The organism is Psychroflexus sp. ALD_RP9 (assembly GCF_017311165.1).
In the GTDB taxonomy this organism is placed as follows: Bacteria; Bacteroidota; Bacteroidia; order Flavobacteriales; family Flavobacteriaceae; genus Psychroflexus.
Genome location: NZ_CP062973.1, coordinates 1,315,864 through 1,341,437, shown reverse-complemented (window position 1 = coordinate 1,341,437; position 25,574 = coordinate 1,315,864). Strand labels below are relative to the sequence as shown.

Below are 25,574 nucleotides of genomic sequence, written 5' to 3'. Positions count from 1 at the left end.
ACTGACAAAACTGCTGTTTAACCGACTAGATTAACAATTTTACCAGGAACTACAATCACTTTTTTAGGAGTTCTTCCTGCCAGTTGTTTTTGCGTGCGTTCATCATTCATGACAGCGGCTTCAATTTCATCTTTCGATAAGTCTAGTGATAAATCTAAAGTAAATCTCATTTTACCGTTAAATGAAATCGGATACGTTTTAGTGTCTTCTTTAAGGTATGATTCATCATACTTTGGATAATCTACAAAAGAAATACCACCCGAATAACCTAACTTCTCCCATAGCTCTTCGGCAATATGTGGTGCATAAGGTGATATTAAAACGGCTAAAGGTTCTAGAACCTCACGATGTTGACACTTTTGTTGACTTAATTCGTTGACACAAATCATAAACGTAGAGACCGAAGTATTAAAGCTAAAATCTTCGATATCTTGTGTGACTTTTTTAATGGTTTTGTGTAAAGTCTTTAATGATTCTTTAGAGGCTGGCTGATCGCTTACTTCAAAATGTTCGCCATTATGGTAGAGTTTCCATAATTTTTTAAGGAAGTTGTGTACACCAGATAATCCAGCCGTATTCCAAGGTTTAGCTTGATCAATTGGGCCTAAAAACATTTCATACATTCGTAAGGTATCAGCGCCGTACTGCTCACAAATCTCATCGGGATTAACCACATTAAACTTTGACTTCGACATTTTTTCGACCTCACGCGAAACAATAAGCTTATTATCTTCATTTTTAATGAATTGGGCTTCAGAAAACTCTGGACGCCATTGCTTAAATGCTTCAATATCAAGCTCGTTAGACGTATTTACTAAAGAGACATCAACATGTATTGATCTTACAGGAAATATGTCTCTAGACCATGCCATTGATATAAAACCTTGTTTTTCGGAGGCTTCTTGTAATAGCAGATAGATATTTTTTGCTCTTTTTAATTCTTCAACTGTAATTTTATAATTTTCAAGTATCTCTTGGTCAGAAATTGATTTCCCAACCCAAAAATTATGAAATAAGCTAATATTACTTTTAATAAACTCAACTATCTCAGTGCTTAAAATTAGATTTTTCTTATAATCTCTTTCTGAATCAGCATCTTTACTAGCATAACCACCATCATAAATATGTACAAAAGCACTTTCACCTAAAATCATGCCTTGGTTAATCAGTTTTTTAAATGGTTCTTCAACCTGAATGAGGCCACGATCGTATAAAAATTTAGTCCAAAATCGAGCATAGAGTAAATGGCCTGTGGCATGTTCGCTACCACCAATGTATAAATCTACATTTTTCCAGTATTCTAAAGCTTCAGCTGAGGCAAATACTTCATCTCGCTGATTGGTTTCCATGTAACGAAATAAATACCATGAACTTCCAGCCCAACCTGGCATTGTGTTTAATTCTAATGGAAATATGGTTTGATGATCAATTTTAGTGTTTTCAACAACTTGGTTATTTTTGGTGTCCCAAGCCCACACATCAGCTCGACCTAAAGGTGGCGCACCGTCTTCGGTTGGTAAATATTTTTCAACCTCAGGAAGTTTTAAAGGTAAATGCTTTATATCTATTAGTTTTGGTAAACCATCAACATAATAAATAGGAAAAGGCTCGCCCCAATAGCGCTGGCGTGAGAACACCGCATCTCTTAAGCGATAATTAATTTTAGCTTGGCCTGCGCCAATTTTTTCAAGCCTTTTTATAGCTTCTGAAATAGCTTGTTTAACATTTAAGCCATTTAAAAAATCTGAATTGACGATGGTAGTTTGGTCTTTGTCACCATGAGCCTTTTCTGAAATATCAACATTTTGAAATACGTTTGGTATTGGAATATCAAAATGTTGAGCAAAATCAAAATCTCGCTGATCGCCACAAGGCACAGCCATCACTGCGCCTGTGCCGTAACTAGCTAACACATAGTCACCAATCCAAATCGGGATAGGCTCTTGAGATAAAGGATGTTCGGCATAAGCGCCTGTAAACACACCTGAAATATGTTTAACATCAGCCATACGCTCGCGTTCGCTACGTTTAGCTGTTTCTTTTATGTAAGCCTCGACAGCTTTTTTCTGTTCTGGTGTTGTAATTTGCTGAACCAATTCGTGCTCTGGCGCTAAGGTCATAAAACTCACCCCAAAAATGGTGTCTGGTCTTGTGGTAAAGACTTCTATGAAGTTAGAATGTCCTTTAATTTTAAACTTGACTTGTGCGCCAACCGATTTGCCGATCCAATTGCGTTGAGCATCTTTAAGGCTGTCTGTCCACTCAAGGTCCTGCATTCCTTGCAGTAGACGTTCTGCATAAGCCGAAATGCGCATGCTCCATTGTTTCATTTTTTTTCGAACAACTGGATGCCCACCACGTTCTGAGACACCATTAACAATTTCATCGTTAGCTAAAACCGTTCCTAAAGCTGGACACCAGTTAACTTCAGTTTCAGCGAGATAAGTTAAGCGGTATTGAAGTAGAATTTGCTCCTGTTGTTTAGCCGTAAAAGCTTTCCAATCATCTGCTGAAAATTCAGAAACATCACTATCACAAGCAGCATTTAGGTTAGAGTTTCCTTTGGTTTGAAATTGAGCGATAAGATTTTCTATAGGTTTAGCCTGTTGATCTTTGGTATCGTAATAAGATTGAAATAATTCGCTGAATATCCACTGCGTCCATTTGTAATAATTAGGGTCACTTGTGCGAACTTCTCGATCCCAGTCAAATGAAAAGCCAATTTTATCGAGTTGTTCTCGGTATCGTTTAATATTGACTTCGGTAGTTTTTGCTGGATGCTGACCTGTTTGTATGGCATACTGCTCAGCTGGTAAACCAAAAGAGTCATAACCTTGTGGATGCAAAACATTAAAGCCTTTATGGCGTTTATAACGGGCATAAATATCACTAGCAATATAACCTAAAGGATGACCGACATGTAAACCCGCACCTGATGGATAAGGAAACATATCTAAAACATAAAACGGTGGTTTAGGTTTATCTTTGAATTGATCGGGCTGTTTAGCTTTAAAAGGCTTGTCTTTAGCCCATTTGTCTTGCCATTTAGATTCTATGGATTGGAATTTATATGCCATAATGGTATTTCTCTTCTGTTTATGGCAAAAATAAGATTATTAGGTTGAACCTATAACTTGAGACTTAAATAAATTATATTAAAACACCATCCTTAGTTATGCTTTAAAAGTAAAAATGCTTGCTGATTTTTTTCTAATTTAGTTCTTAATTTATGCTGCTCTTGTTTTGCTCTTAAAACTAAACTAACTGTGTTAGGTGCTTTTACACCAATATTATTTGCCACGACAGCAATTGTCATCTCAGGTTGGGTAAACGGTAATTTGAGTATCTTTTTTTGATTTTTTATTTCATAATTTTCTAAAACAAGTTTTTTGTTAACAAAAACATCTATTTTATCTCCGTCTTCAAGCTCTTCGTCCCAAATTTCAAGAAATACATGCTTTGCTTTAGGTAAAAATAACGCCACAACATCTTCATTTTGAAGTGTATTATTTTCTACTTTATTTTTGAAAATTGAAGTTGCTAATTTTGCTTTGGTAAGACTATCAATCTTGTTGATTCTACTTATTCTACGGTTAAATCGATCCATTTTCTTAAAGAAGAAATCTGTACCAACTAATCTAATTTCACCAGAGACACATGGCTCATCATTAGGATACTTACCTTGAAAGCTGCCTTCAATTACGCTTTTGCGGTTTCTGAGTTTAATGTTTGCCTTATTTAGATGAATGTAACAAAAACTATCGTCTTCATAATTTGACTTTGTTAGCAAATTTTTAGTCTCTTTGTAGGAAATTGTATTGTTTTTATAATCTATTTGACCTTCAATAGACGAAATTGTACGATGTTCTCCAGCAAAATCTGTAATTGATTGACCTGTAATTTTACCATTGCCAATGTCTTTAAAGCTGAGTTTATAAGAAATCATTGTGTCGTCTTCTAATAAAACTGAGCCTATAAATTCATAGTTTTCTGAATTTTGACCAATTATAACAGTCGTCATCAAAAAAAATAAATAAAAAAAATTTCTTAATTTTAACATAAAACATTAAGTTTACAAAAACAAAATTCAAACTTATGAAAAATTTTATGTTATTTATGGTGTTGTTTTCAACATCTTTAATGTTTGCGTCTTTTCCTGTAAACAAAGACAATGTTAAAAAAGCTGAAGCAAATGTTGAAACTACAACTATTGAGGTTGAAAGTGCAAACATAAACTCATCTACTACTGAGATTGTTGCCAGTGAAGACGCTTTAACACCTATTGCAGCTGCTGGCTATGACAAATGGGTTGCCGTTGCATTTTGGTTTTTCTTAGGTTGGCCTTTTGCTGCACACCGTTGGTATGCTAAAAAACCAGTTTGGGCAAACATTTTATTCATCATTACTTTTGGTGGTTTAGGTATTTGGGCAATAATTGATTTAGTTAATATCTTAACTGATAATTTTTAATCAAAAAAAGACTTTTACCAAAAAAGCCGCTTAACAAAATTGAGCGGCTTTTTTATGCGCGCTTGATTGTAATGAAAACCCCGTAAAAGCTAAAATTTTACAAATGCAGGTTTAAAAGCTTGATGCCTTGAAAGCCTATTAAGCTTAGCATTTGTTAATTATAGCTTGCGGCGTTGCAATGAAAGCAAGCAAAAGCGCCCAAAAAATAAATGTGTAATTTGAGCGTTATACAATTGAGTTTTTTATTTTTACGAAAATATTTAAGATGGCCTCATCGTTTGAAAAATACCAGAAACGCCGCTTAATTACTTCCTATTTTTCGGTTGTAATTAGCATTGCCTTGGTTTTGTTTTTGGTTGGTTTGCTAGGTATTTTAGTTTTAAATACACAAAAAGTTGCAGACCATTTTAAAGAGCAAATTGCACTTACCATTTATCTTGACGACACGGCTAAGGAGGTTGAAATTAATCAGTTGCAAAAATCGATTGCATTGTCTGACTACACTAAATCGATTCAATTTATTTCTAAAGAAGAAGCTGCCAAAGCTTACAGCAAAGAAATAGGTGAAGATTTTATGGATTTTCTGGGTTATAATCCTTTACAAAACGCTATAGATATTTATTTTAATGCCGATTATGTCTCTGAAGTACAAATAGCTGAAATTTCACGTGATTTGAAAGAATATGAATTTGTTGATGAAATTATTTATGATAAACCTTTAATTGCACTACTTAATGATAATATTAAAAAGCTGAGCTTTTGGGTGCTTGTAATAAGCGGTGTGTTTACATTTATCGCCGTTTTATTGATTAATAGCTCCATTAGACTTTCGGTTTACTCTAAACGATTTACCATTAAAACCATGCAAATGGTTGGTGCTACAAAAGGCTTTATTAGAAGACCTTTTATTTGGAAAAGTATTAAACTTGGAAGCATTGGTGCTATTTTATCACTCATCGGTATGGCTGTTGTGCTTTATTATCTCGATCAGAGTTTCCCAGAACTCTATTTGATTGCTAATAAACCTATATTAGCAGTTCTTTTTGGTGCTGTTTTTTTATTGGGGTTAATCATTTCATGGTTAAGTACATTTTTTGCTACTCAGCGCTTTTTAAATTTGAAAACAGATGAGTTATATTATTAAAAACCTATTATATTAGGACTTATGGGAGAAAGCAAATTAAAACGAGAACGCAAAAACAAACATCAAAATACATTTATTTTTGGTCAGCGAAATTATAAATTCATGGTGATTGGTCTTATTATTATTGCCTTAGGCTTTATTTTGATGGCAGGCGGCGGAAGTGATGATCCTAATGTATTTAATCCTGAAATTTTTAGTTGGCGAAGAATTAGGCTAGCACCAAGTTTAATTTTAATCGGGTTTGCAGTTGAAGTTTACGCGATTTTAACCTCTCCTAAACAAAATTAATGGATGTTTTAGATTCTGCCATTTTAGGCGTTATTCAGGGTTTAACTGAATTTTTACCTGTTTCGTCAAGTGGCCACTTAGAGCTTGGAAAAGTTTTACTAAGTGATGATAGCGTACCTAAGGAATCGATGTTATTTACTGTGGTTCTACATTTTGCAACGGCTTTAAGCACAGTTGTGATTTTTAGAAAAGATATCTTTGAGATTTTTAAAGGTTTATTTCAACTAAAATGGAATGCAGAATTTGAATTTTCTATAAAAATTGTTTTATCGATGATTCCTGCAGCTTTAATAGGTTTCTTTTTTGAAACTGAAATGGAATTACTTTTTGCAGACAATATTATATTAGTCGGTTTTATGCTGGTAGTTACTGGTTTATTATTGTTTTTAACCGATAAAGCAAAACCTACTGAAAAAAACGTAACTTATACTAATGCTATTATTATCGGCATTGCGCAAGCCATTGCAGTTTTACCTGGTATATCTAGAAGTGGTGCAACAATAGCAACATCGGTATTGCTTGGTAATGATAAGTCTAAAGCCGCCCGTTTTTCTTTCTTAATGGTTGTACCACTCATTTTTGGAAAAATTGCTAAGGATTTAAGTAGTGGAGAAATTTCTACTGAAACACCACATATTTTAGCGCTTTCGGCTGGGTTTATAGCTGCATTTTTAACAGGTTTATTTGCTTGCACCTGGATGATTAGCCTTGTTAAAAAAAGTAAACTTAAATATTTTGCCATCTATTGTTTTATTGTTGGTTTAACCGCAATTTTCATTACTCAATTTCATGCCTAAACTAGATTTAAAGGATTACAAAGAAGGTCAGGTTTTATTTTTTGATAAGCCTTTAAACTGGACGTCATTTCAACTTGTTAATAAAATAAGATGGCTAATTAAACGTGAATTTAAGATTAAGAAAATAAAAGTTGGTCATGCAGGAACTTTAGATCCGCTCGCAACCGGATTGGTAATTATCTGTACAGGGAAAAAAACCAAAACCATTCAAGATTTAATGGGGCAAACTAAAGTATACACAGGTGAAATTACATTTGGAGCCACAACAGCATCTTACGATTTAGAGACTGAAATTAACCAGTATTTTGAAACACAGCATATTACTGAACAGCTTTTACACGAAACAACTTCAAAATTTACAGGTAAAATCATGCAACAACCGCCTATATTTTCAGCCTTAAAAAAAGAAGGTAAGCGACTTTATGAGTTTGCACGAGAAGGAAAATCTGTCGAGATACCAAAACGAGAGGTTTATATTGAAGAATTTAAGCTGACGTCAATACAAGGCTTAGGTGACCAACAACCCAAAGCAACTTTTAAAGTGGTTTGCAGTAAAGGCACTTATATTAGAAGTTTAGCGCATGATTTTGGTAAATCACTTAACTCTGGCGGCCATTTAAGCGCTTTAAGACGAACAGCTATTGGCAGCTATACTGTCGAAAATGCACTAACTATTGAAGACTTTGAACAACAATTAAGTAGTTGATTTCAGTAAATCAACTAAATCGTTCGCCGTCGTTTTTCCTTTGTCAGTATTGTACCAGTGTTGAAGCTTTTCTTTAAATTCAGCCGAGAGTTGCCCTTCGTTCTTTTTTTCATCTTCAACCATTTGGGTAGCCGTTGATGGTCGTGGACCCCACGTAAAATAAAGTTCGCCTTTGTCAAGATTAAAGCTAATTAACTTTGGTATAGATTTTCCACCATTAGTTAAAAACGCATCAATAACTTCAGGAAAATCGTCCCGAAGAATTACTTTAAAATCGATATGATCATTTGTTTCAGCTATTTTTTTCATAATTGGTAATGCTGGTGCTGCGTCTCCACACCAACCTTCAGAAATGACTAACCAAGTTTGTGGCGTAGAAATAGACTTGATAGCTTCAATTTGCGTTTGATCAAGTTTAAAGGTTTTTTCCCAACGTTTCATTCGGCTAAAGCCTAATTTAGAATAGTTTAAATACAGTTCGCTTTGGTTGTGGCCTGTTGCTTTACCTTCGTCTAATAATTGCTTAACCAAGTTTTTATACTCGCTATAAGACATAGCGTCTGATAAATATTGTTTTATTATGCTTAGTTTTGGTTCCATATTAATTTTAAAATGACAAAACTAGCAAAACTAAATCGCTGCGATTGGTGCTTAACAAATTCTTTGTACATCAATTATCACGATAATGAATGGGGAAAAGCATGTTTTGATGATCAAGAATTATTTGAAAAATTAAGCCTCGAATGTTTTCAGTCAGGACTCAACTGGCTAACAATTTTAAAAAAAAGAAATAACTTTAGAGTTGCATTCGATCTGTTTGATATACAAAAAATCGCTAATTACGACTCTGCTAAAGTAGAAGACTTACTCCATAACAAAGGCATAGTGAGACATCGTGGTAAAATTGAAGCAACAATTAATAATGCAAGAGCTTGTTTACTTATCAAAGCTGAGTATAAAAGCTTAAGTCATTATTTTTGGAGTTATGTAAATCACCAACCAATAGTTAACGATGTTCCTAACATAAAAACTATTCCTTCACCTTCTCAGTTAAGTAAACGAATTTCTAAAGATTTAAAAGTGCGCGGATTTAAATTTTTGGGACCTACAACGGTTTATGCCTTTTTACAGAGCTGTGGTATTATAAATGATCATTTAAACGCTTGCTTCAAAAAATAAATAAAAAAAGCCTCAATAAATGAGGCTTCAAAATTTATAAAGTGCTGGTTATTTAATTGCTCACAACAAAAGTTTCATTTTTTTGGTACGAGCTAACTTTAGCAATAGCGTTGTTGCGATAATCAACTTCAGAAAGACTGCCATCGTTCCAAAAGAACCATTTGCCAACTTTTTTGCCTTCATCATATTTAGCTTGAGCAATTTTATCTCCAGTGGTATCATAAGCTTTCCACTCACCGTGAGGTTTATCATTTTTAAAATAACCTATTTGACTTACTTCACCGTTATCATGAAAAAAAGTTGCTTTAACTAAATCACCTTCTTTTTCTAATTTTACCTGGTCATTTTCTTGAGCAAAAAGTGAAAAACTCATTAATAATGCCATAAATAAGGTTCCTAACATCTTCATAACTTCAATATTTAACAACAAATATACATTAAATTTACGTTTAAAACATATTAGGTTAACATTAAGTTTACATTAAAATCATAACTCCTTCACTTTAAATACATTATATATTTATTGTTTTAATCATTTTATATATTTTAATTGCTTACTTATAAATTATTGAACTAAAAAGAACCCCTAACTTTAAAGCCATAAAAAGTTATATTACCAGAATCTTGATTATTTTTGCACACTTATTTTAACGAGTTACAAGCCATGTACAGAACGCACAATAACAACACATTAAATATCAACCACGTTAATAAAACAGTAAAATTATCAGGTTGGGTACAAAAAATTAGAGATAAAGGCTTTATCATTTGGATTGACTTACGCGATCGTTACGGTATTACGCAATTGGTTATTGATGCCGAACGCTCTAACAAACAACTTGTTGAACAAGCGAGAACACTCGGCCGTGAATTTGTGATCCAAGTTGAAGGAAAGGTTATTGAGCGTGAATCTAAAAATACACATATTAATACAGGAGAAATTGAAGTTTTAGTCGAAAAGTTAAACATCCTAAACACTTCTAAAACTCCTCCATTTACTATTGAAGACAAGACCGATGGTGGCGAAGATTTAAGATTAAAATATCGTTACCTCGACATTAGACGCCAACCTGTTAAAGACAAATTGATTTTCAGAAGTAAAGTTTCAATGGCCGTCAGAAATTACCTAACCCAACAAGATTTTATTGATGTTGAAACACCTTACCTTATAAAATCTACACCAGAAGGCGCCCGCGATTTTGTGGTACCAAGCCGTATGAATACCAATCAATTTTACGCCTTGCCACAATCACCACAAACCTTTAAGCAATTGTTGATGGTAGGCGGACTTGACAAGTACTTTCAAATTGTCAAGTGTTTTAGAGATGAAGATTTAAGAGCCGACCGCCAACCAGAGTTTACACAAATTGATTGCGAAATGACATTTGTTGAACAAGAAGATGTATTGCAAACTTTTGAAGGCCTTACAAAACACCTATTGAAAGAAATTAATGGCGTAAGCATTGAAGATTTCCCAAGAATGACTTATGATGAAGCCATGAGAACTTACGGAAATGACAAACCAGATATAAGGTTTGGGATGAAGTTTGGTGAACTGAACAAAGTTGCACAACACAAAGAGTTTTCGATATTTAACCAAGCTGAATTAGTTGTAGGCATTGCGATACCAAACGCAGCAAGTTACTCAAGAAAAGAAATTGATAAACTCATCGATTGGGTAAAGCGACCACAAATTGGTGCAAAAGGGATGGTTTATGTTAAATATAACACAGATGGCAGTTTTAAATCATCTGTCGATAAATTTTACAATCAAGACGACTTAAAAAAATGGGCTGAAATTACAGGCGCAAAACCAGGCGATTTAATTGCTGTATTATCAGGAAAAACCAATGAAACTCGCGCTCAACTTAGTGCTTTAAGAATGGAAATGGCCGAACGTTTAGGCTTAAGAAACCCTAACGAATTTGCACCTTTATGGGTGGTTGACTTTCCGTTACTTGAATGGGATGAAGAAACTGAACGATTTCACGCTATGCATCACCCATTTACTTCGCCTAAACTAGAAGATCTTAAATTACTTGAAACAGAACCTGGAAAAGTAAGAGCTAATGCCTACGACTTAGTTTTAAACGGTAACGAAATTGGTGGCGGCTCTATTAGAATTCACGATCGCCATATGCAAGAAAAAATGTTCGACTTTTTAGGCTTTACTCAAGAAGAAGCAAAAGCTCAGTTCGGATTTTTAATGGATGCCTTTCAATATGGAGCGCCACCTCATGGTGGAATTGCATTTGGCTTAGATCGATTAGTGGCAATTTTAGGCGGGCAAGAAAGTATTCGCGATTTTATTGCGTTTCCTAAAAACAATTCAGGACGTGATATTATGATTGATGCACCCGCAAAAATCAGCGAAGAACAACTAAAAGAGTTACATTTAAGTCTCATCACAAAATCTTAATTTATAGAATAGTGGCTTAAAAATTAATTAGCATGGGAATATCTAGGTTTCAGCGATTTTTTTTTAAGCTTAACCGATTTAGAGAAAAACACTTAAATCGGCAACAATATCTTGTTATTTTAGGCGGATTAGTTGGCTTGGCTTCAGGAACTGTAGCTGTATTAATGAAGAACTTAACCTATTTTGTACAATCGCTTTTTTTTGTTGAAAGCTCTAGCTATTACGACCATATGTACAAGATAGGTTTACCGATTATAGGTTTAGTATTAGTCTATTTTTTTAAAACACGATTAATTAAATCTGAAATAGGTCAAGGAATTTCAACTACCTTATATGCCATTTCAAAAAGAAAAGGCTTATTTAAATATTTTCAGACTTATGCGTCTTTGATTGCTGCACCAATAACAGTTGGGTTTGGTGGTTCAGCTGGTCTGGAAGCACCTACAGTTGTTACCAGCGCTTCGCTTAGCACGCGATTTTCTAGATATTTAAAATTAAATCAAGCTACCAAAACATTACTTATTGGCTGCGCAGCTGCTGGCGCAATGTCTTCTTTATTTAAAGCTCCTATTGCTGCAATTATTTTTGCTATTGAAATTTTTAGCCTTGACTTAACGCTTGTCTCCATGATCCCGCTTTTAGTCGCTTCAGTTTCGGCTATTTTAACCTCTTATTTTTTCTTCGGAAATGACTACTTACTTCAAACACAAATTACAGATTCATTTAGTTTTAGCGATATGCCTTTGTACGGAATACTTGGCATATTTACGGCTTTTATCTCTATTATTTTTAGCCGAATTTATATTTCAATTTTTAGTCGGTTTAAGCGGTTTTCCTCTAAGCTAAACAGAGCTTTAATAGGTGGTGGTTGCCTTTTAATACTCATGCTACTTACACCACAAATTTACGGTGAAGGTTATGCCCTGATTAATGAATTATTAGCTGGTAAACATTTTACAGCTACAGAAAATTATGCCTTTAATCAATTTGAAAATATTTGGACTGTTATTGTATTTTTAATGCTACTATTGTTTTTAAAGATATTAGCCAGTTCTATTACAATTGCAGCTGGTGGCGTTGGCGGTATTTTTGCACCTGTTTTATTTATTGGAAGTATTGCTGGCCATTGCTTTGGTATGATTATTAATCAACTTAAAATCTTAAATCATGACATTGCTTTAAGCAACTACACCTTGGTTGGTATGGCAGGACTAATGGCAGGCGTTATGCATGCTCCATTAACAGCTATTTTCTTAATAGCCGAACTCACCAGTGGTTACAGCTTATTTATACCACTTATGATTACTGCTGCGATTTCTTATATGATTACTCAACGTTTTCAAAAACACTCGGTCTACCATTTAGAATTAGCTCAAAGAGGCGACTTGGTTACCCACAATAAAGATCAAGCTGTGTTAACTTTAATGGAAATTGAGCAAGTTATTGAAACTAACTTTTGCATACTTAACGAAAGCATGACTCTTGGTGAAGTAGTTAAGGAAGGTGTAGTTAAATCATCTCGAAATATATTTCCAGTTGTTGATCATCAACAACAATTTAAAGGAATAATTTTGCTAGATCATATCAGAACCATTATGTTTGATCAAGATATGTATAACAAAGTTAAAGTCTACGACCTTATGCAGTCGGCACCTGATGTAATTGATTTAAGCAGCTGTAAAATGTCACTGATTATGCAAAAATTTCAGCAAACCGAAGCTTGGAATTTACCCGTTGTTAAAGAAGGCAAGTATGTCGGATTTATTTCTAAATCAAAACTACTAACGGCTTACCGTCAAAAACTAATTGAAGTTACTGTTTAAAATGAAAACACTTATTAAAATAGTATTCTATATTATCCTAGCTGCGTTTATCTCAGGTTTTGGCATCAAAGAATTTCATGAAGAAAAATTAGGCGAACTCATTATTGGTTTATCTGTTTTAGCATCTTCATTTATTCTAATGCCGTTGTTTTTATATCACCGCTGGAAAGGTAAAAAGCTTGAAGATTATACCTTAACAAAAGAGCGAATGGACAAGATGCGTAATAACGACCAACTCTAATTCCTCAGATTAAAAGTTGAATTTACGACTGCTTGAATGCAAGTTTATTGCTCCCATCATCAACTAATGATAATGATTGATGGCTGAGATTGAGCAAGATTTACAGTTGAAGTGACTGATATTTAACTCATCTTAATAACTTCAAATGAAATAAGAAGATTTTAAAAAAATATTTCATTTCAAATTAAGTCTCTCCTTTTCAGTATTGTGGCTTAATTGCTAGAATTTCAATTGGTTAAATTCAAAAAACTTTACCAACTATTTTAAATAAATTAAGCTTAAGGTAACATTGCGTCGATATTATTACTTACATTTGTAGTATTATTAATTATTTTTATTACATTATGCAAGGTAAAGTTAAATTTTTCAATGAGTCAAAAGGTTATGGATTCATTACAAACGACGAAACAGGAGAAGACATTTTTGTTCACGTCACAAGTTTAAACGGTGATTCTCTTAACGAAGGAGATGCTGTTGAGTACAACGAAGAAGAAGGTAGAAAAGGTTTAAACGCTGCTAACGTACGTTTAATCTAATTGATATAAACAATTTATTTTTCAGACTTTCAAAAACGCTAGACTTTATTGTCTAGCGTTTTTTTATGCGTTTATTATGTTAATTTTGCGAAACAAAAAAACTCCTTTATTAAAAATAAAGGAGTTAATTATAAGGTAAAAATCGTTTATTCTACGATTTCTTCTTCTGTATTATCTATTAACACTTGACCTCTGTAGTAAAGTTTACCTTCACTCCAGTGCGCTCTGTGGTATAAGTGCGCTTCACCAGTGGTAGAATCTGTAGCAATTTGTGGCATTGCAGCCTTAATATGCGTACGTCTTTTATCTCTTCTTGTTTTAGAAATTTTTCTCTTTGGATGTGCCATTACTCAGCTATTTAATCGTTTAATAATTTTTTTAAATCTTCCCATCGAGGATCAATATCATCCTCATTTTTATCTTCTTCAGCCTTAGGCTGTAATTCGTCTAGTTTATCTAATATTTCTGAATTTAATGTTCCATCTTCAACACCTGGATGAATACGCTTTTGAGGTATTGCCAAGACAATGGTTTCATAAATATAATGAGCGATATTTAACTCATAATCTGACCATGGTAAAATTAATAAGTCTTCATTATCATCATTATATTCATCTCCAAACTTAACCACTAACTCAAATGTATTTTGAATTGCTTGGTTGTAAGCTTCAGTAGATACATCGCAGTTTAAATTAACATAACCCTTTGCTATGAAACTAAACTCTAACATGTTTGCCTTTTTATTTAACAAAACAGTTATATTTACTTCAGCTGTGTTGAAGTCATCATATTCAAAAAAATCAAAGAACTCGTCAGTAATTTTGTACTCAAACTGGTGTTTCCCTTGCTTTAAACCTACAAATTTAATGACGTAAGCTTCTAAATCCTTCATCATGACATCAGTTTTGAGCGTGCAAATATATTAAATTTTTTTCAACAACCTATTTATTGTTTCTATATTCTTGAGGTTTTTGTGTTTCTAAAGCGTTTTTATTCAGCCGAATATACTCCATACGGTTTTTGAATAATTGTATTGAAGTAAAGATAGCTTCTTGAAATGATTTGTGATCTGCGATACCTTTTCCAGCAATATCGAAAGCAGTGCCATGATCTGGAGATGTTCTAATTCGGTTTAAACCTGCTGTAAAGTTAACGCCTTTACCAAATGATAAGGTTTTAAACGGGATTAAACCTTGATCGTGATAGGCGGCTAAAATAGCATCAAATTTTTTATAGTTTTGGCTTCCAAAAAAACTATCTGCAGCATAAGGGCCAAATACAAATTTACCTTCATCAACAAATGACTTTAAGGCTGGTTTTATAATTTCGTCGTCTTCAGTTCCTATAACTCCATTATCACCGTTATGAGGGTTAACCCCTAAAACAGCAATTTTGGGTTCGCGAATGTTAAAGTCTACTTTTAAAGAGTTATGAATGGCATTAACTTTTTGTTTTAGTAATTTAGTGGTAATATGGTTAACCACATCTTTTACAGGCACATGGTCGGTCAGTAAGCCTAGTCTAATTTGGTTAGAGACCATAAACATTAAGCTATCACCACGTAATTCTTTCGCTAAAAAATCGGTATGACCTGGAAATTTAAACTCATCTGACTGAATTGAGTTTTTATGAATTGGCGCTGTAACAAGCGTTTGAATTTCATTGCGAATTAGAGCCTGAGTTGCTGATTTTAAAGACTTTATTGCATAAGAACCAACATTTTTATCTTCTTTTCCAAAGTTAATATCTACACCTTCTCGCCAAACATTTACCACATTAATTTTACCATCTAAAGCATCGCTAGCTTTAGAAACACCATTAAACTTCAACTTGGTTTTATAATGCTTCGCAAAAAAAGACATCAACTTAGAGTTGGCAAAAATAACTGGGGTAAACAAGTCTAATATGCGTTTATCTTCTAAAGTTTTTAAAATGATTTCAGGCCCAACACCATTCATATCACCGATACTTATTCCTACTTTTATAATGGACTGATTTCTCATGAAATTAAACTATTTTTGTAGCACAAAGGTAACGAAATAATCTACAACTATGTTTACAGGAATCATTGAAGAACTTGGCGAAATAATAGCTATTCAACCTCATCAAACCAATGTTGACTTTAGTATAAAAGCTAACTTCACTAAAGAGTTAAAAGTGGACCAAAGTGTAGCGCATAATGGCGTTTGCTTAACTGTTGTAGATATTAAAAACGATATTTATACCGTTACAGCTATTCAGGAAACACTTGATAAAACTAATCTTGGCAAACTAAGTGTTGGTGACATCATTAACCTTGAACGCGGTATGAAAATGAATGCGCATTTAGATGGCCATATAGTACAAGGTCATGTAGACCAAACAGCTACTTGTCAATTTGTAAAAGAAACTGATGGAAGTTGGGAATACCGTTTTACCTATGATACCAGTTTGCATAACGTGACTATTGAAAAAGGTTCTATAACTGTTAATGGTGTAAGTTTAACCGTTGTAAATTCTGAGCTAGATAGCTTTAGCGTGGCTATTATACCTTACACTTATGAACATACAAATTTTAAACATTTAAAAGCTGGAGATACTGTAAATTTAGAGTTTGATGTAATTGGTAAATACGTAAAACGTTTAATGGAGTTAAAATCTTAATACAGTTTCCCTTTAACATCTTTATAAAATGCCCGAATTTTAGGTAAGTCTTCTTCTATCTTACCTGAAACATAAAAGGCTTCACTAATTTTCACTTCTCTTTGTTGATAATCGAAAGCAACACAAATAATAGGAACTTCGGCTTGTAGAGCCATATAATAGAAGCCGGTTTTCCAGTGCTTCACTTTTTTCCTTGTTCCTTCTGGAGCAATAGCAAGTCTAAATTCAGTTTTAGACTTAAAAACCTCTACAACTTGGGCAACTGTATTTTTAGATTTTGAACGATCAATTGCTGTGCCTCCCATCCATCTAAAATAATGACCAAAAGGCCATTTAAACAATTCTTTTTTTGCTACAAAATTAATATCAACTTTAATAATTGCTCTTGCCAAAGCCCCAATTACAAAATCATGCCAATGCGTATGAGGTGCAACAATAACAACAGATTTTTTAAGTTGAGGGTTAAATTGGCCTATAATTTTCCAGCCAAAAATTCGATGAAATAAAAAGGAATACAAAGGTTTTAAATTTGTGACTAAAGTAATAAAACTTCAACTATTATCGCGTGACTTCATCTAAGCTATAAAATAAGCGATTTTGAGCATTTGCTTGCGAACCAAAAATAGATTGAATTACTTCAGCCTGTTGATTAAATAACAACCAATGTGGTGTGCCTTCACAATTGAAGTAATCGTAAAGTTGATGATTTTCATCTCTGTAAATTTCAAAAGGAATTTCAGTTACCGTAAAAATTGATTTAATTTCTTCTTCAGTTGAAACTCTACCAAAGTCTGAGTGTATTAAAACTAAACGACATGCAAACTCTCTTTGAAGCTTGTAAGCAAAAGGAATGGCACGACCTGTACAACCCAAACATTGGTTATTATAAAATAAAAACAAAATGGGCTTTTCAATAAAATCAGCTTCTGAAAAATTTGCCTTTGCTCCCGAAAGCTGTTTTAGATTATTAAGTTGTTTTATATGTTTCACGATTAATAAAAAAGCAGCTACAAAGATGCAACTGCTTTTGTAATGAAACTAATTAAATTTTAGAATTTTAACTCAACGCCAAGTAAAAAGTTAATACCAGCTTGTGGATAATATCCAGCGCCTCCAATTGTTTCGGTATTACCATTATTAGTTACATCGTAAGTGAAAAAATAGCCATTAGAGACATACTGCTCATCAAACACGTTATTCACTAAGCCTGTAAACACAATACTTTTAAACATCGGCGCATTGTCCCAACGATAAACCAAGTTAAAATCTGTTGTAAAAAAAGAATCTAATTTAGAAACTTCACTATCGATATTCCCCATATATTGTTCACCAACAAACTTGCTCAATAAACCCATTTGAAAGTTTTTAGTGGGATGAAACACAAACTGGTTAGCAGCTATAAGTTCTGGTGAAAACGAAATATTGGTATTACCTAAATTTTGTAACTGCCCGTCTAATTCAGCAAAAAAGTCGATGTTTTTATTTTGACTTACTGCAATATTTGGCATTAAGCTGAAGTTTTTAGATAATTTAATTTGTGCATCAAGCTCTAAACCTAAACGGTAACTTTTGCCAGATGTTTCTCGAATTGGCGCACCAACATCGTCTAAGGCACCTGTAAGCACCATTTGGTTGTTGTAGTACATATAATAAGCGTTCGTATTAACTTCAATCTGGTCGGTAACATAACGCCAACCCAACTCAAAATCATCTAGCTCTTCAGCTTTGGTTATATTATTTTCGAAATCGGTTCGGCGTGGTTCTCTGTGCGCTTTTCCGTATGAGAAATAAAACTGATTGGCCTGATCAAGCTGGTAACTTAAACCAAGTTTTGGATTAAAAAATTCATATTTTTGATCGACATTCATCGCCACTTTGTCTGAGGTAAAACCTGAAGTTTCATAACTCACAAATCGGCCTTGAAGATCTAAAAACGCTTGCCATTCCTCGTTAAACTTGTATGTTGCTTTCGAGAAAATAGTGAATTCATTTTTAGTACCATCGCCATTATAATAACGGTCACGAATCTCAGAATCTCCCGCAAAACGGCTCCAAATTACTTCACCAAAGTGGTCGTTGGTGTAAAAACTGTAAAATACGCCAGAATTAAGTACTAAATTCTTGTCTTGATAATTTAAATCTAAACTCGACACAAAATAATCATTATCTAACCAACGCCTTCTAATTAAGTCAGATTCTGTGCGACCTGCATTAGAAATATTATGAAAAGCCAAGTTAGCTTCATCTACATACTGTTCAAAAAATCCGCGACCATAGGTGTAGTTTAAGCTTAATTTTGAAGACCAATTACTATTTAAATTTTGGTGCCAATGCAACTGATAATGGTCTTGCTTATAATCATCTACTTCATTATCATAGTATTTTGTATTCCCTTGGGCATCAACATATTCGCCAGCAGGATTAAAAGTTCTATCATTTTGAAGTGTTTGAGCATCAATCCCAAACCAAGATTGATAAGTGATGTTATGGCCACCAAAAGTTAAGGCTTTAATATAGGTATTACCTTCAGTAAAAACCCCTTGTAAAAAATAGGATTTTAAATCTGAAAATGCCCGATCTACATAACCATCAGATTTAATTTGAGATAAACGTCCAGAAATTTCAAACTTATCTTCTAACAAACCAGTTGAATAGGTTACATTATGTTTTCGGGTATTAAATGAGCCATACGAATTAGAAATACTAGCATTAGCTTCGGTTGAAGCCGCCTCGGTTAACAGGTTTAAACTAGCTCCAAATGCACCAGAGCCATTAGTAGAAGTCCCAACACCACGTTGAAGTTGAAGATTTTGTGTTGAAGAAGCAAAATCTGGCAAATTAACCCAAAAAGTACCTTGACTTTCTTGATCGTTATAAGGAATGCCGTTAATGGTTACATTTACACGTGATGCATCGCTACCTCTTACTCGAATTCCAGTGTAACCAACACCATTACCCGCATCAGAAGTTGAGACAACAGACGGCATAAACTTCATTAAGATTGGAATATCTTGTCCTAAGTTGCGTTCTTCAATTTCAGCTTTTGATAAATTGGTATGTGTGATCGGAGAATCGGCTTTGACCCGAACTGAATTCACCAATACTTCATTAAGTGATTCAATAGTTTTTTCCCATTTAAGATCAAACTCAGTTGATTCTGTTAGATTAATTTCAGTTTGGTACGTATTACCATAACTGAATATAATCGTGTAATTACCTTTTTTCAAGTTCAGGCTATAAGTGCCATCTTTTGCTGAAGTTGTTGCGTTTGGTTGACCTTCAGCATAAACGGTCACACCTGGCAAGGCTTTGTTTTGATAAGTGATTTTGCCACTTATGGTTAAGTTTTGTGCATAATTAAGACCTACTGCACAGATGGCCATTAAAAACAATAATTTAGTTTTCATTCGTAAAAATTTTACGAATAAAAGGGGCAATTATTCTTTAAGTTAAACATTAAAAATAAAAAAACCTGATAACCTCTTTGGTTAACAGGAGTGTCGCATGCGATTAACCAGTTTATAAAGCTGGCTATTCAATTCCCTTGGCAGCATTACCTGCCCAGGTTCATTGGGTATAATCTCAGTTTTACTTTCGCAAAACACCCCTTTGAGATGTGCTGCAAATGTAAAGAGAAGTTTTTGATATGAAAACAAGTTTTAAATTTTTTGTATTTAATTCTACAACAAATTATAACAACTAATATAGTTCTCGTAAATCTTGATCCAACAAGTGGAAGCGAAATTAAAAAAATCGCCCTTATATAATTCTATCGCCAAATGAGATTAACAAATTACTAAAGACAATTATTATTGCTCCGATGACGACTAATTTAAAGAAATATCCGACAAGAGCAAGCGTAAAACATAACGGTAAAAATGCAATGATTGCGATTGACCAAATTCATACAATTGACAAGACTCGAATTTTAAAAAGATTTGACCGTTTAACGAAATCTGAAATAGCTAATTGCAAAAGTATAATCAAAGAAACGTTTGTTGACTAAATCTGACTGAAAATCATATTATAAAAAAAGTACTAATAGCAACAGTGTTCTTAACATACGCAAAGCAAGTTTAAACAGTAGTCTAAACTTTGAAATCTTACAATAAGCTTGTTAAAATCGATCTTTCTCAAACATTAATCGATTGCCTTTAGTTGAAGTATTAAAATGACCATTATTATAAACTATTGTACCGTTTACAATCGTAGTTTCTACCTGACTTTTAAATGTGGTATTTATAAACGGTGTCCAGCCGCATTTATATAGACTATTAGCATCGGTCACATTCCAAGGTTTATTAAGGTTTACTAGACATAAGTCAGCATAATAACCTTCTTTAAGATAACCTCGATTTCTTAAACGATATAAATCTGCCACTTTATGAGCACTTTTATTGACAATAGTTTCTAGACTAAATACGCCCTGATGGTAAAATTCTAACAATGCTACTAAAGCATGTTGAACTAACGGACCACCAGACATACTTTCAAAATAATTACCTTGTTTTTCAGCTAGAGTATGTGGCGCATGGTCGGTCGCGAAAATATCGATGTAATTGTCATTAACAGCTCGGAGTAAAGCCTGACGGTTAAGTTCAGATTTTACTGAAGGATTCCATTTAATCTTAAAACCTAAACGTTCGTAATCATCAGCTGAAAACCATAAATGATGTATACAAGCTTCTCCAGTGATTCTTTTAGATTTAACATTAAAACCTGCATCTAACAACAAAGCTTCTTTAGCAGTTGAAATATGATATATGTGTAATCTATTTTGATGCTTTTTAGCTAACTCTATAACTTGGCTCGTAGTCTCTAAACAAGCTGCTTCACTTCTAATTTCGGCATGAGCACTTGGTGGAATATCAAGTCCATACTTATTTCTAAAGAGTTCTGTATTTTTAGCAATTATGGCATCACTTTCACTGTGTAAACTTATGACATGAGGCGATCGCTTAAATAATTTTTCAAGAAACTTTGGGTGGTTTACCATAATACCTTGGTCATTATCAAAGTATAAGCCGTCATCTGTAAGCCCACACACAGTTTCTAAGTCTGTTTTTAAAGCTTCTTCTAGATTAAATTGACTAATCCCCATGAAGAAGGAGTAATTAGCTAAAGAAGAATACTCGGCTATTTGATATTTCTGTTCTAATAAGTCTTGAGTTAAAGTGTTAGGATAAGTGTTAGGCATATCCATAAAACTCGTAATTCCACCAGATACTGCTGCCATTGACTCTGTTCTAATATCAGCTTTGTGAGTAAAACCCGGTTCACGAAAATGCACCTGATCATCTATCATGCCTGGTAATACATGCAATCCTTTAGCATCAATAATATTAGCATTAGCATAAGATATATCACGATCTATTTTTTGAATGTATTGACCATCGATTAAAATATCAGCTTGGAATTGTTGATCTTCATTAACTATAGTACCGTTTTTAATGAGTGTTTTGTTCATAGCTTTATTGAAATTTAGCACGTTGTAGCCTATCATTAATACTAGCACCTAAACCATGATTAGGCAAGAATTTGGTGATTATTAGGTCTAATTGAAGCTGGTCAAGTTCATGTAAGGTTTGGTAAAGTTGTTGTGCAGCTTCAGTAAGGTTAGCCGTTTTAGATAATACTTTAACCACTTCAGCTTTTTCGTAATTACAATTGGAAAAACTTATAACTCCGATTTTTTGATGATGAAAACTTTGCTGTTCTATCTCGGCTGCAATATCTTCAGTTAAAATTAACCGCGTGGTTGGTGAATAGTGTTTTAGGTGCATGCCGGGCGACTTAATCGCTGAGTCTGATTTTGCAACTTGAACTGGTCCAATAATTTCTTCTATTGATTCTTGAGAAATACCGCCTTTTCTGTAAATAATAGGTTGCTCTTGATCAAAACCAACAATTGTAGACTCCAATCCAACTTGACAAGAGCCACCATCTAATATTGCAGGAATTTTTTGGTTAAAATAAGTTAAAACATGCTGGGCTTGTGTAGGGCTAATTCGTGTAAAAGGATTAGCACTTGGCGCTGCAATTGGCGTACCTACTGCCTTTAAAAGCGCTAAGGTTAAAGAGTGGTTAGGCATTCTTACCGCCACAGTTTCTAAACCAGCACTTATAACCTGGTTAACCAAATTAGATTTAGGAAACACCATACTAAGCGGCCCAGGCCAAAAAACCTCGGCTAATTGTTTAGCTTTTTTAGGAACATGAGTCGTTAAAGGGTCTAATTGATTAAGCTCGTATATATGAACAATCAAAGGATTATTTTGCGGGCGTTGCTTTAAACTGAAAATTCGCTTTAAAGCTTTGACGTTAGTAATAATACCTGCTAAACCATATACCGTTTCGGTAGGAATAGCTATGTTTTGGCCATTTTGAAGTAGTTTAGCGCAATATTCTACATCATTGGTTAATTGTGTTTTCATCAATTATGGATTACAAAAATTACAGTACATGGGATCAGAAAATTGTTGATGATTGGGATAATAGCTCTTTAAAATGTAATTACAGTTTTGACATACATATTCTTGATATAAGATTGAATTGGTAGGAAGCTGACAAGCCGAACATTTTAATCCTTTCTGAGCAGATGTTACTTGAAAGCCTGGCAAACGACATTTTGGACAAGTTGAATGTAACTGTTTCAATAATTTTTGAGCTGCATCGCCAATAACCCTTTGTCGAGAAGGATTATAACAAGCACGCATATCTGTTTCTACATAAACCTGACCATATTTAACAAGTAGTGTCTTAAATATTTTTTCTAGTTCTAATTGATTATTAATGCCCTTGTGTATTTCTATAAATTGGTCTCTTCTATCTTTTAAAATTACAGCATGCGAAGGAAACTTCACTTTTTGAGCAAACTCTAGTAAACCTTTAAATGATTTAATGTTTTCAGCAAAAAAATTAGTCTCTAAACTTGTAATAGTAGCACTAACTACAAAATTGTATTTGTAATCTTTTAGCAGAAGTAGCTCTTGATTAGAAGGTAAAAAAGGAATTTGAGGATGTGACCCAAAAGATCCTTCACTGGCCATAACCAAATTGTAACCAAATTTTTGATGAGCTGCATCGCATTTTAGAACTGCGGTTTGATAAGCATCATTTAAACGTTTAACTTCTCCAGAAAAACTACCAAACTGATTAGTGTCGATTTGGTTACATAAGACTAACTCGCATTCTAGTTGATCTTCCAATACAGGAAAAACTGCGATGTGTTTTTGGTGTTGAGTCACAAAAACTAATTTTCGATCCTTAAAATAGTCGTTTGGGATTTTCATTAAGTGCAAAAATAACACAAGATCTAACAAGTGTTTATTTAAGTTGATTATTAGCTGCATAAGCTCGATTTATACAAGCTATAAGATTTACTAAATAAAACATAAGCCGCAATTTTAACTAAGGTTGAGCCACTTTAATCTGTATATTTGCGAAATTAAACTAGAGATAAGTAAGCCACTGTTTTTATGAAACACATTCGTAACTTTTGTATTATCGCACATATTGATCATGGTAAAAGCACCTTAGCCGACAGGCTTTTAGATGCTACACAAACCGTCACCGAACGCGAAAAACAAGAACAACTACTCGACAATATGGATCTTGAGCGTGAACGAGGTATTACCATAAAAAGTCACGCCATACAAATGTATCATAAACGCAATGACGAAGAATTTACCTTTAACTTAATTGATACACCAGGTCATGTAGACTTTTCTTATGAAGTTTCACGATCTATTGCTGCTTGTGAAGGTGCACTTTTAATTGTAGATGCAGCCCAAAGTATACAAGCGCAAACCATCTCTAATTTATATCTAGCGCTTGAAAACGATTTAGAAATTATCCCTGTACTTAATAAAGTAGATCTACCGAGTGCCAATCCCGAAGAAGTTACCGATGATATTGTAGATTTGTTAGGCTGTGAGCGTGAAGACGTGATTCCTGCTTCAGCTAAAACTGGCTTAGGTATTGATGCAATTCTAGATGCCATTATAGACCGGATTCCTTCACCAAAAGGCAATCCTGAAGAACCTCTTCGCGCTTTGGTTTTCGACTCGGTTTATAATCCTTTTCGTGGAGTAGAAACCTATTTTAGAGTTTTTGATGGCAGTATTAAAAAAGGACAAAAAATAAAATTTGTTGCGACCAATAAAACTTATAACGCCGACGAAATTGGAACCTTAAAATTGGTACAATTTCCTCAAAAAGAAATAAAAGCTGGAGACGTTGGCTATGTAATTACTGGCATTAAAGATGCTAGAGAAGTTAAAGTTGGTGATACCATTACCGATGCCGAAAACCCAACTACAAAAGCCGTTGCAGGTTTCGAAGATGTAAAACCAATGGTTTTTGCAGGGATTTATCCTGTTGATACCGAAGATTATGAAGAGCTTCGAAACTCAATGGAAAAACTTCAACTAAATGATGCTTCTCTCGTGTTTCAACCAGAAAGCTCAGCAGCTTTAGGATTTGGGTTTAGATGTGGTTTTTTAGGAATGCTTCACCTTGAAATTATTCAAGAACGCTTAGAGCGTGAATTTGATATGACCGTAATTACAACAGTTCCAAACGTGTCATATTTAGCTTATACCAACAAAGAGCCTGAAACACCAATTACTGTTAGCAATCCTTCAGATTTACCTGAGCCTTCGACCTTAAATCGCGTAGAAGAACCTTATATCAAAGCAAGTATTATTACAAAAGCAGAATTTGTTGGCTCTGTCATGTCTTTATGTATAGAAAAGAGAGGCGAAATTACTAACCAAACTTATCTAACAGAAGATCGCGTTGAGCTTAGTTTTGATATGCCGTTAGCTGAAATTGTATTCGATTTTTACGACCGACTTAAAACCGTTTCTAAAGGCTATGCATCTTTCGATTACTCACCGATTGGAATGCGAACATCTAAATTAGTTAAGGTAGATGTTTTGCTTAACGGTAATAAAGTTGATGCTTTATCAGCATTATTACATGTAGACAATGCTTATGATATCGGTAAAAAAATGTGCTTAAAACTGAAAGAACTTATACCGCGTCAACAATTTGATATTCCAATACAAGCCGCGATTGGTGCAAAAATTATAGCTCGTGAAACCGTAAAAGCACTCCGAAAAGATGTAACAGCCAAATGTTACGGTGGTGATATCTCTAGAAAAAGAAAATTACTCGAAAAACAGAAAAAAGGTAAAAAACGTATGCGTGCTGTTGGTAATGTTGAAATACCTCAAGAAGCCTTCATGGCTGTCTTAAAGTTAAACGACTAAATTTACAGAATAGATTATTTGTACTTAAACTACTAATTTTCTTTTGAAGTTTT

General features: G+C 33.9%; 25 protein-coding genes, 1 pseudogene and 1 riboswitch. Of the genes and pseudogenes, 13 read left to right on the top strand and 13 right to left on the bottom strand.

The features are described from left to right. Positions 1-17 precede the first annotated feature (17 nt). Together IMZ30_RS06305 and IMZ30_RS06300 are read right to left on the bottom strand one after the other, a co-directional pair. Complete coding sequence (locus tag IMZ30_RS06305; protein ID WP_207037486.1) at positions 18-3,077, bottom strand: leucine--tRNA ligase; 3,060 nt, start codon at positions 3,075-3,077, stop codon at positions 18-20. Between the two features lie 92 nt (positions 3,078-3,169). Next, a complete protein-coding gene (locus IMZ30_RS06300; RefSeq protein ID WP_207037485.1) occupies positions 3,170-4,021 on the bottom strand; it encodes a hypothetical protein in 852 nt (283 codons plus the stop codon). A gap of 74 nt (positions 4,022-4,095) precedes the next feature. On the opposite strand from IMZ30_RS06300, the gene IMZ30_RS06295 reads away from it, so the two are divergent. The 5 genes from IMZ30_RS06295 (at position 4,096) to truB (ending at position 7,405) form a co-directional block, all read left to right on the top strand. Beyond that, positions 4,096-4,470 carry a TM2 domain-containing protein gene (locus tag IMZ30_RS06295; protein ID WP_207037484.1) on the top strand — a complete coding sequence of 125 codons (375 nt, stop codon included), beginning with the start codon at positions 4,096-4,098 and terminating at the stop codon, positions 4,468-4,470. A gap of 265 nt (positions 4,471-4,735) precedes the next feature. Then, positions 4,736-5,614, top strand: coding sequence for a cell division protein FtsX (locus IMZ30_RS06290; protein ID WP_207037483.1), 879 nt, complete (start codon positions 4,736-4,738; stop codon positions 5,612-5,614). A gap of 21 nt (positions 5,615-5,635) precedes the next feature. Beyond that, positions 5,636-5,902 (top strand): DUF3098 domain-containing protein, encoded by a 267-nt coding sequence (locus tag IMZ30_RS06285; protein WP_207037482.1) that lies wholly within the window; start codon positions 5,636-5,638, stop codon positions 5,900-5,902. Beyond that, on the top strand, positions 5,902-6,699 hold the full coding sequence (locus tag IMZ30_RS06280; protein WP_207037481.1) for an undecaprenyl-diphosphate phosphatase: 798 nt from the start codon (positions 5,902-5,904) through the stop codon (positions 6,697-6,699). The genes IMZ30_RS06285 and IMZ30_RS06280 overlap by 1 nt, the downstream gene beginning before the upstream one ends. Beyond that, positions 6,692-7,405, top strand: a complete 714-nt coding sequence (truB, locus tag IMZ30_RS06275) for a tRNA pseudouridine(55) synthase TruB (protein ID WP_207037480.1) — start codon at positions 6,692-6,694, stop codon at positions 7,403-7,405. Before IMZ30_RS06280 ends, truB begins: the two co-directional genes overlap by 8 nt. On the opposite strand, the gene IMZ30_RS06270 is transcribed toward truB, so the two are convergent. Further along, positions 7,394-8,005, bottom strand: a complete 612-nt coding sequence (locus IMZ30_RS06270) for a thioredoxin family protein (RefSeq protein ID WP_207037479.1) — start codon at positions 8,003-8,005, stop codon at positions 7,394-7,396. The genes truB and IMZ30_RS06270 overlap by 12 nt on opposite strands. 12 nt (positions 8,006-8,017) lie before the next feature. Here IMZ30_RS06270 and IMZ30_RS06265 point away from each other — a divergent pair, with 12 nt between their 5' ends. Further along, entirely contained in the window at positions 8,018-8,584 is a 567-nt protein-coding gene (locus IMZ30_RS06265) for a DNA-3-methyladenine glycosylase I (RefSeq protein WP_207037478.1), read from the top strand. 52 nt (positions 8,585-8,636) lie between these two features. Here IMZ30_RS06265 and IMZ30_RS06260 read toward each other — a convergent pair whose 3' ends face one another. Then, complete coding sequence (locus IMZ30_RS06260; RefSeq protein ID WP_207037477.1) at positions 8,637-8,993, bottom strand: toxin-antitoxin system YwqK family antitoxin; 357 nt, start codon at positions 8,991-8,993, stop codon at positions 8,637-8,639. Between the two features lie 255 nt (positions 8,994-9,248). Between IMZ30_RS06260 and aspS the strand changes: the two genes are divergently transcribed. The 4 genes from aspS (at position 9,249) to IMZ30_RS06240 (ending at position 13,603) form a co-directional block, all read left to right on the top strand. Further along, the gene (gene aspS / locus IMZ30_RS06255; protein WP_207037476.1) at positions 9,249-11,003 is read left to right on the top strand and encodes an aspartate--tRNA ligase; all 1,755 of its coding nucleotides are present in this window, start codon (positions 9,249-9,251) and stop codon (positions 11,001-11,003) included. Between the two features lie 32 nt (positions 11,004-11,035). Beyond that, positions 11,036-12,826 carry a chloride channel protein gene (locus tag IMZ30_RS06250; protein ID WP_207037475.1) on the top strand — a complete coding sequence of 597 codons (1,791 nt, stop codon included), beginning with the start codon at positions 11,036-11,038 and terminating at the stop codon, positions 12,824-12,826. Position 12,827: 1 nt separating this feature from the next. Beyond that, complete coding sequence (locus tag IMZ30_RS06245; RefSeq protein ID WP_207037474.1) at positions 12,828-13,067, top strand: hypothetical protein; 240 nt, start codon at positions 12,828-12,830, stop codon at positions 13,065-13,067. A gap of 344 nt (positions 13,068-13,411) precedes the next feature. Continuing rightward, complete coding sequence (locus IMZ30_RS06240) at positions 13,412-13,603, top strand: cold-shock protein (RefSeq protein WP_073193520.1); 192 nt, start codon at positions 13,412-13,414, stop codon at positions 13,601-13,603. 146 nt (positions 13,604-13,749) lie between these two features. On the opposite strand, the gene rpmF is transcribed toward IMZ30_RS06240, so the two are convergent. The 3 genes from rpmF to pdxA are packed head-to-tail and all read right to left on the bottom strand — an operon-like array spanning position 13,750 to position 15,606. After that, positions 13,750-13,950 (bottom strand): 50S ribosomal protein L32, encoded by a 201-nt coding sequence (rpmF, locus tag IMZ30_RS06235; RefSeq protein WP_207037473.1) that lies wholly within the window; start codon positions 13,948-13,950, stop codon positions 13,750-13,752. An 11-nt stretch (positions 13,951-13,961) separates the two neighbouring features. Then, positions 13,962-14,498: a DUF177 domain-containing protein gene (locus IMZ30_RS06230; RefSeq protein WP_317194384.1), complete on the bottom strand. Its 537-nt coding sequence runs from the start codon at positions 14,496-14,498 to the stop codon at positions 13,962-13,964. Positions 14,499-14,544: 46 nt separating this feature from the next. After that, positions 14,545-15,606 (bottom strand): 4-hydroxythreonine-4-phosphate dehydrogenase PdxA, encoded by a 1,062-nt coding sequence (pdxA, locus tag IMZ30_RS06225; protein WP_207037472.1) that lies wholly within the window; start codon positions 15,604-15,606, stop codon positions 14,545-14,547. 49 nt (positions 15,607-15,655) lie between these two features. On the opposite strand from pdxA, the gene IMZ30_RS06220 reads away from it, so the two are divergent. Beyond that, positions 15,656-16,246, top strand: a complete 591-nt coding sequence (locus IMZ30_RS06220) for a riboflavin synthase (RefSeq protein WP_207037471.1) — start codon at positions 15,656-15,658, stop codon at positions 16,244-16,246. On the opposite strand, the gene IMZ30_RS06215 is transcribed toward IMZ30_RS06220, so the two are convergent. Genes IMZ30_RS06215 through IMZ30_RS06205 form a run of 3 tightly spaced genes read right to left on the bottom strand, consistent with a single transcriptional unit; the run spans position 16,243 to position 19,653 of the window. Then, positions 16,243-16,764, bottom strand: coding sequence for a 1-acyl-sn-glycerol-3-phosphate acyltransferase (locus IMZ30_RS06215; protein WP_207037470.1), 522 nt, complete (start codon positions 16,762-16,764; stop codon positions 16,243-16,245). The two genes, IMZ30_RS06220 and IMZ30_RS06215, sit on opposite strands and share 4 nt — an antisense overlap. A 40-nt stretch (positions 16,765-16,804) precedes the next feature. After that, on the bottom strand, positions 16,805-17,236 hold the full coding sequence (locus tag IMZ30_RS06210; RefSeq protein WP_242529638.1) for a peroxiredoxin family protein: 432 nt from the start codon (positions 17,234-17,236) through the stop codon (positions 16,805-16,807). A gap of 59 nt (positions 17,237-17,295) precedes the next feature. Further along, the gene (locus tag IMZ30_RS06205) at positions 17,296-19,653 is read right to left on the bottom strand and encodes a TonB-dependent receptor (protein ID WP_207037469.1); all 2,358 of its coding nucleotides are present in this window, start codon (positions 19,651-19,653) and stop codon (positions 17,296-17,298) included. Positions 19,654-19,768: 115 nt separating this feature from the next. Beyond that, positions 19,769-19,865: riboswitch (TPP riboswitch) on the bottom strand. Between the two features lie 70 nt (positions 19,866-19,935). Between IMZ30_RS06205 and IMZ30_RS12030 the strand changes: the two are divergent. Then, positions 19,936-20,252, top strand: a pseudogene (locus IMZ30_RS12030) (type II toxin-antitoxin system PemK/MazF family toxin). A 111-nt stretch (positions 20,253-20,363) separates the two neighbouring features. Here IMZ30_RS12030 and IMZ30_RS06195 read toward each other — a convergent pair. Genes IMZ30_RS06195 through IMZ30_RS06185 form a run of 3 tightly spaced genes read right to left on the bottom strand, consistent with a single transcriptional unit; the run spans position 20,364 to position 23,598 of the window. Continuing rightward, positions 20,364-21,713 (bottom strand): dihydroorotase, encoded by a 1,350-nt coding sequence (locus tag IMZ30_RS06195; RefSeq protein WP_207037468.1) that lies wholly within the window; start codon positions 21,711-21,713, stop codon positions 20,364-20,366. Between the two features lie 4 nt (positions 21,714-21,717). After that, positions 21,718-22,680: an L-threonylcarbamoyladenylate synthase gene (locus IMZ30_RS06190; RefSeq protein WP_207037467.1), complete on the bottom strand. Its 963-nt coding sequence runs from the start codon at positions 22,678-22,680 to the stop codon at positions 21,718-21,720. A gap of 3 nt (positions 22,681-22,683) precedes the next feature. Then, the gene (locus tag IMZ30_RS06185; RefSeq protein WP_207037466.1) at positions 22,684-23,598 is read right to left on the bottom strand and encodes a DUF6671 family protein; all 915 of its coding nucleotides are present in this window, start codon (positions 23,596-23,598) and stop codon (positions 22,684-22,686) included. A 126-nt stretch (positions 23,599-23,724) separates the two neighbouring features. Between IMZ30_RS06185 and lepA the strand changes: the two genes are divergently transcribed. Then, complete coding sequence (gene lepA / locus IMZ30_RS06180) at positions 23,725-25,521, top strand: translation elongation factor 4 (protein WP_207037465.1); 1,797 nt, start codon at positions 23,725-23,727, stop codon at positions 25,519-25,521. The last annotated feature ends 53 nt before the right edge of the window (positions 25,522-25,574 follow it).

Coding starts and splice junctions, on each gene's coding strand:
- IMZ30_RS06305 (WP_207037486.1), bottom strand. CDS start 3,077: ATGGCATATAAATTCCAATCCATAGAATCTAAATGGCAAGACAAATGG.
- IMZ30_RS06300 (WP_207037485.1), bottom strand. CDS start 4,021: ATGACGACTGTTATAATTGGTCAAAATTCAGAAAACTATGAATTTATA.
- IMZ30_RS06295 (WP_207037484.1), top strand. CDS start 4,096: ATGAAAAATTTTATGTTATTTATGGTGTTGTTTTCAACATCTTTAATG.
- IMZ30_RS06290 (WP_207037483.1), top strand. CDS start 4,736: ATGGCCTCATCGTTTGAAAAATACCAGAAACGCCGCTTAATTACTTCC.
- IMZ30_RS06285 (WP_207037482.1), top strand. CDS start 5,636: ATGGGAGAAAGCAAATTAAAACGAGAACGCAAAAACAAACATCAAAAT.
- IMZ30_RS06280 (WP_207037481.1), top strand. CDS start 5,902: ATGGATGTTTTAGATTCTGCCATTTTAGGCGTTATTCAGGGTTTAACT.
- truB (WP_207037480.1), top strand. CDS start 6,692: ATGCCTAAACTAGATTTAAAGGATTACAAAGAAGGTCAGGTTTTATTT.
- IMZ30_RS06270 (WP_207037479.1), bottom strand. CDS start 8,005: ATGGAACCAAAACTAAGCATAATAAAACAATATTTATCAGACGCTATG.
- IMZ30_RS06265 (WP_207037478.1), top strand. CDS start 8,018: ATGACAAAACTAGCAAAACTAAATCGCTGCGATTGGTGCTTAACAAAT.
- IMZ30_RS06260 (WP_207037477.1), bottom strand. CDS start 8,993: ATGAAGATGTTAGGAACCTTATTTATGGCATTATTAATGAGTTTTTCA.
- aspS (WP_207037476.1), top strand. CDS start 9,249: ATGTACAGAACGCACAATAACAACACATTAAATATCAACCACGTTAAT.
- IMZ30_RS06250 (WP_207037475.1), top strand. CDS start 11,036: ATGGGAATATCTAGGTTTCAGCGATTTTTTTTTAAGCTTAACCGATTT.
- IMZ30_RS06245 (WP_207037474.1), top strand. CDS start 12,828: ATGAAAACACTTATTAAAATAGTATTCTATATTATCCTAGCTGCGTTT.
- IMZ30_RS06240 (WP_073193520.1), top strand. CDS start 13,412: ATGCAAGGTAAAGTTAAATTTTTCAATGAGTCAAAAGGTTATGGATTC.
- rpmF (WP_207037473.1), bottom strand. CDS start 13,950: ATGGCACATCCAAAGAGAAAAATTTCTAAAACAAGAAGAGATAAAAGA.
- IMZ30_RS06230 (WP_317194384.1), bottom strand. CDS start 14,498: ATGATGAAGGATTTAGAAGCTTACGTCATTAAATTTGTAGGTTTAAAG.
- pdxA (WP_207037472.1), bottom strand. CDS start 15,606: ATGAGAAATCAGTCCATTATAAAAGTAGGAATAAGTATCGGTGATATG.
- IMZ30_RS06220 (WP_207037471.1), top strand. CDS start 15,656: ATGTTTACAGGAATCATTGAAGAACTTGGCGAAATAATAGCTATTCAA.
- IMZ30_RS06205 (WP_207037469.1), bottom strand. CDS start 19,653: ATGAAAACTAAATTATTGTTTTTAATGGCCATCTGTGCAGTAGGTCTT.
- IMZ30_RS06195 (WP_207037468.1), bottom strand. CDS start 21,713: ATGAACAAAACACTCATTAAAAACGGTACTATAGTTAATGAAGATCAA.
- IMZ30_RS06190 (WP_207037467.1), bottom strand. CDS start 22,680: ATGAAAACACAATTAACCAATGATGTAGAATATTGCGCTAAACTACTT.
- IMZ30_RS06185 (WP_207037466.1), bottom strand. CDS start 23,598: ATGCAGCTAATAATCAACTTAAATAAACACTTGTTAGATCTTGTGTTA.
- lepA (WP_207037465.1), top strand. CDS start 23,725: ATGAAACACATTCGTAACTTTTGTATTATCGCACATATTGATCATGGT.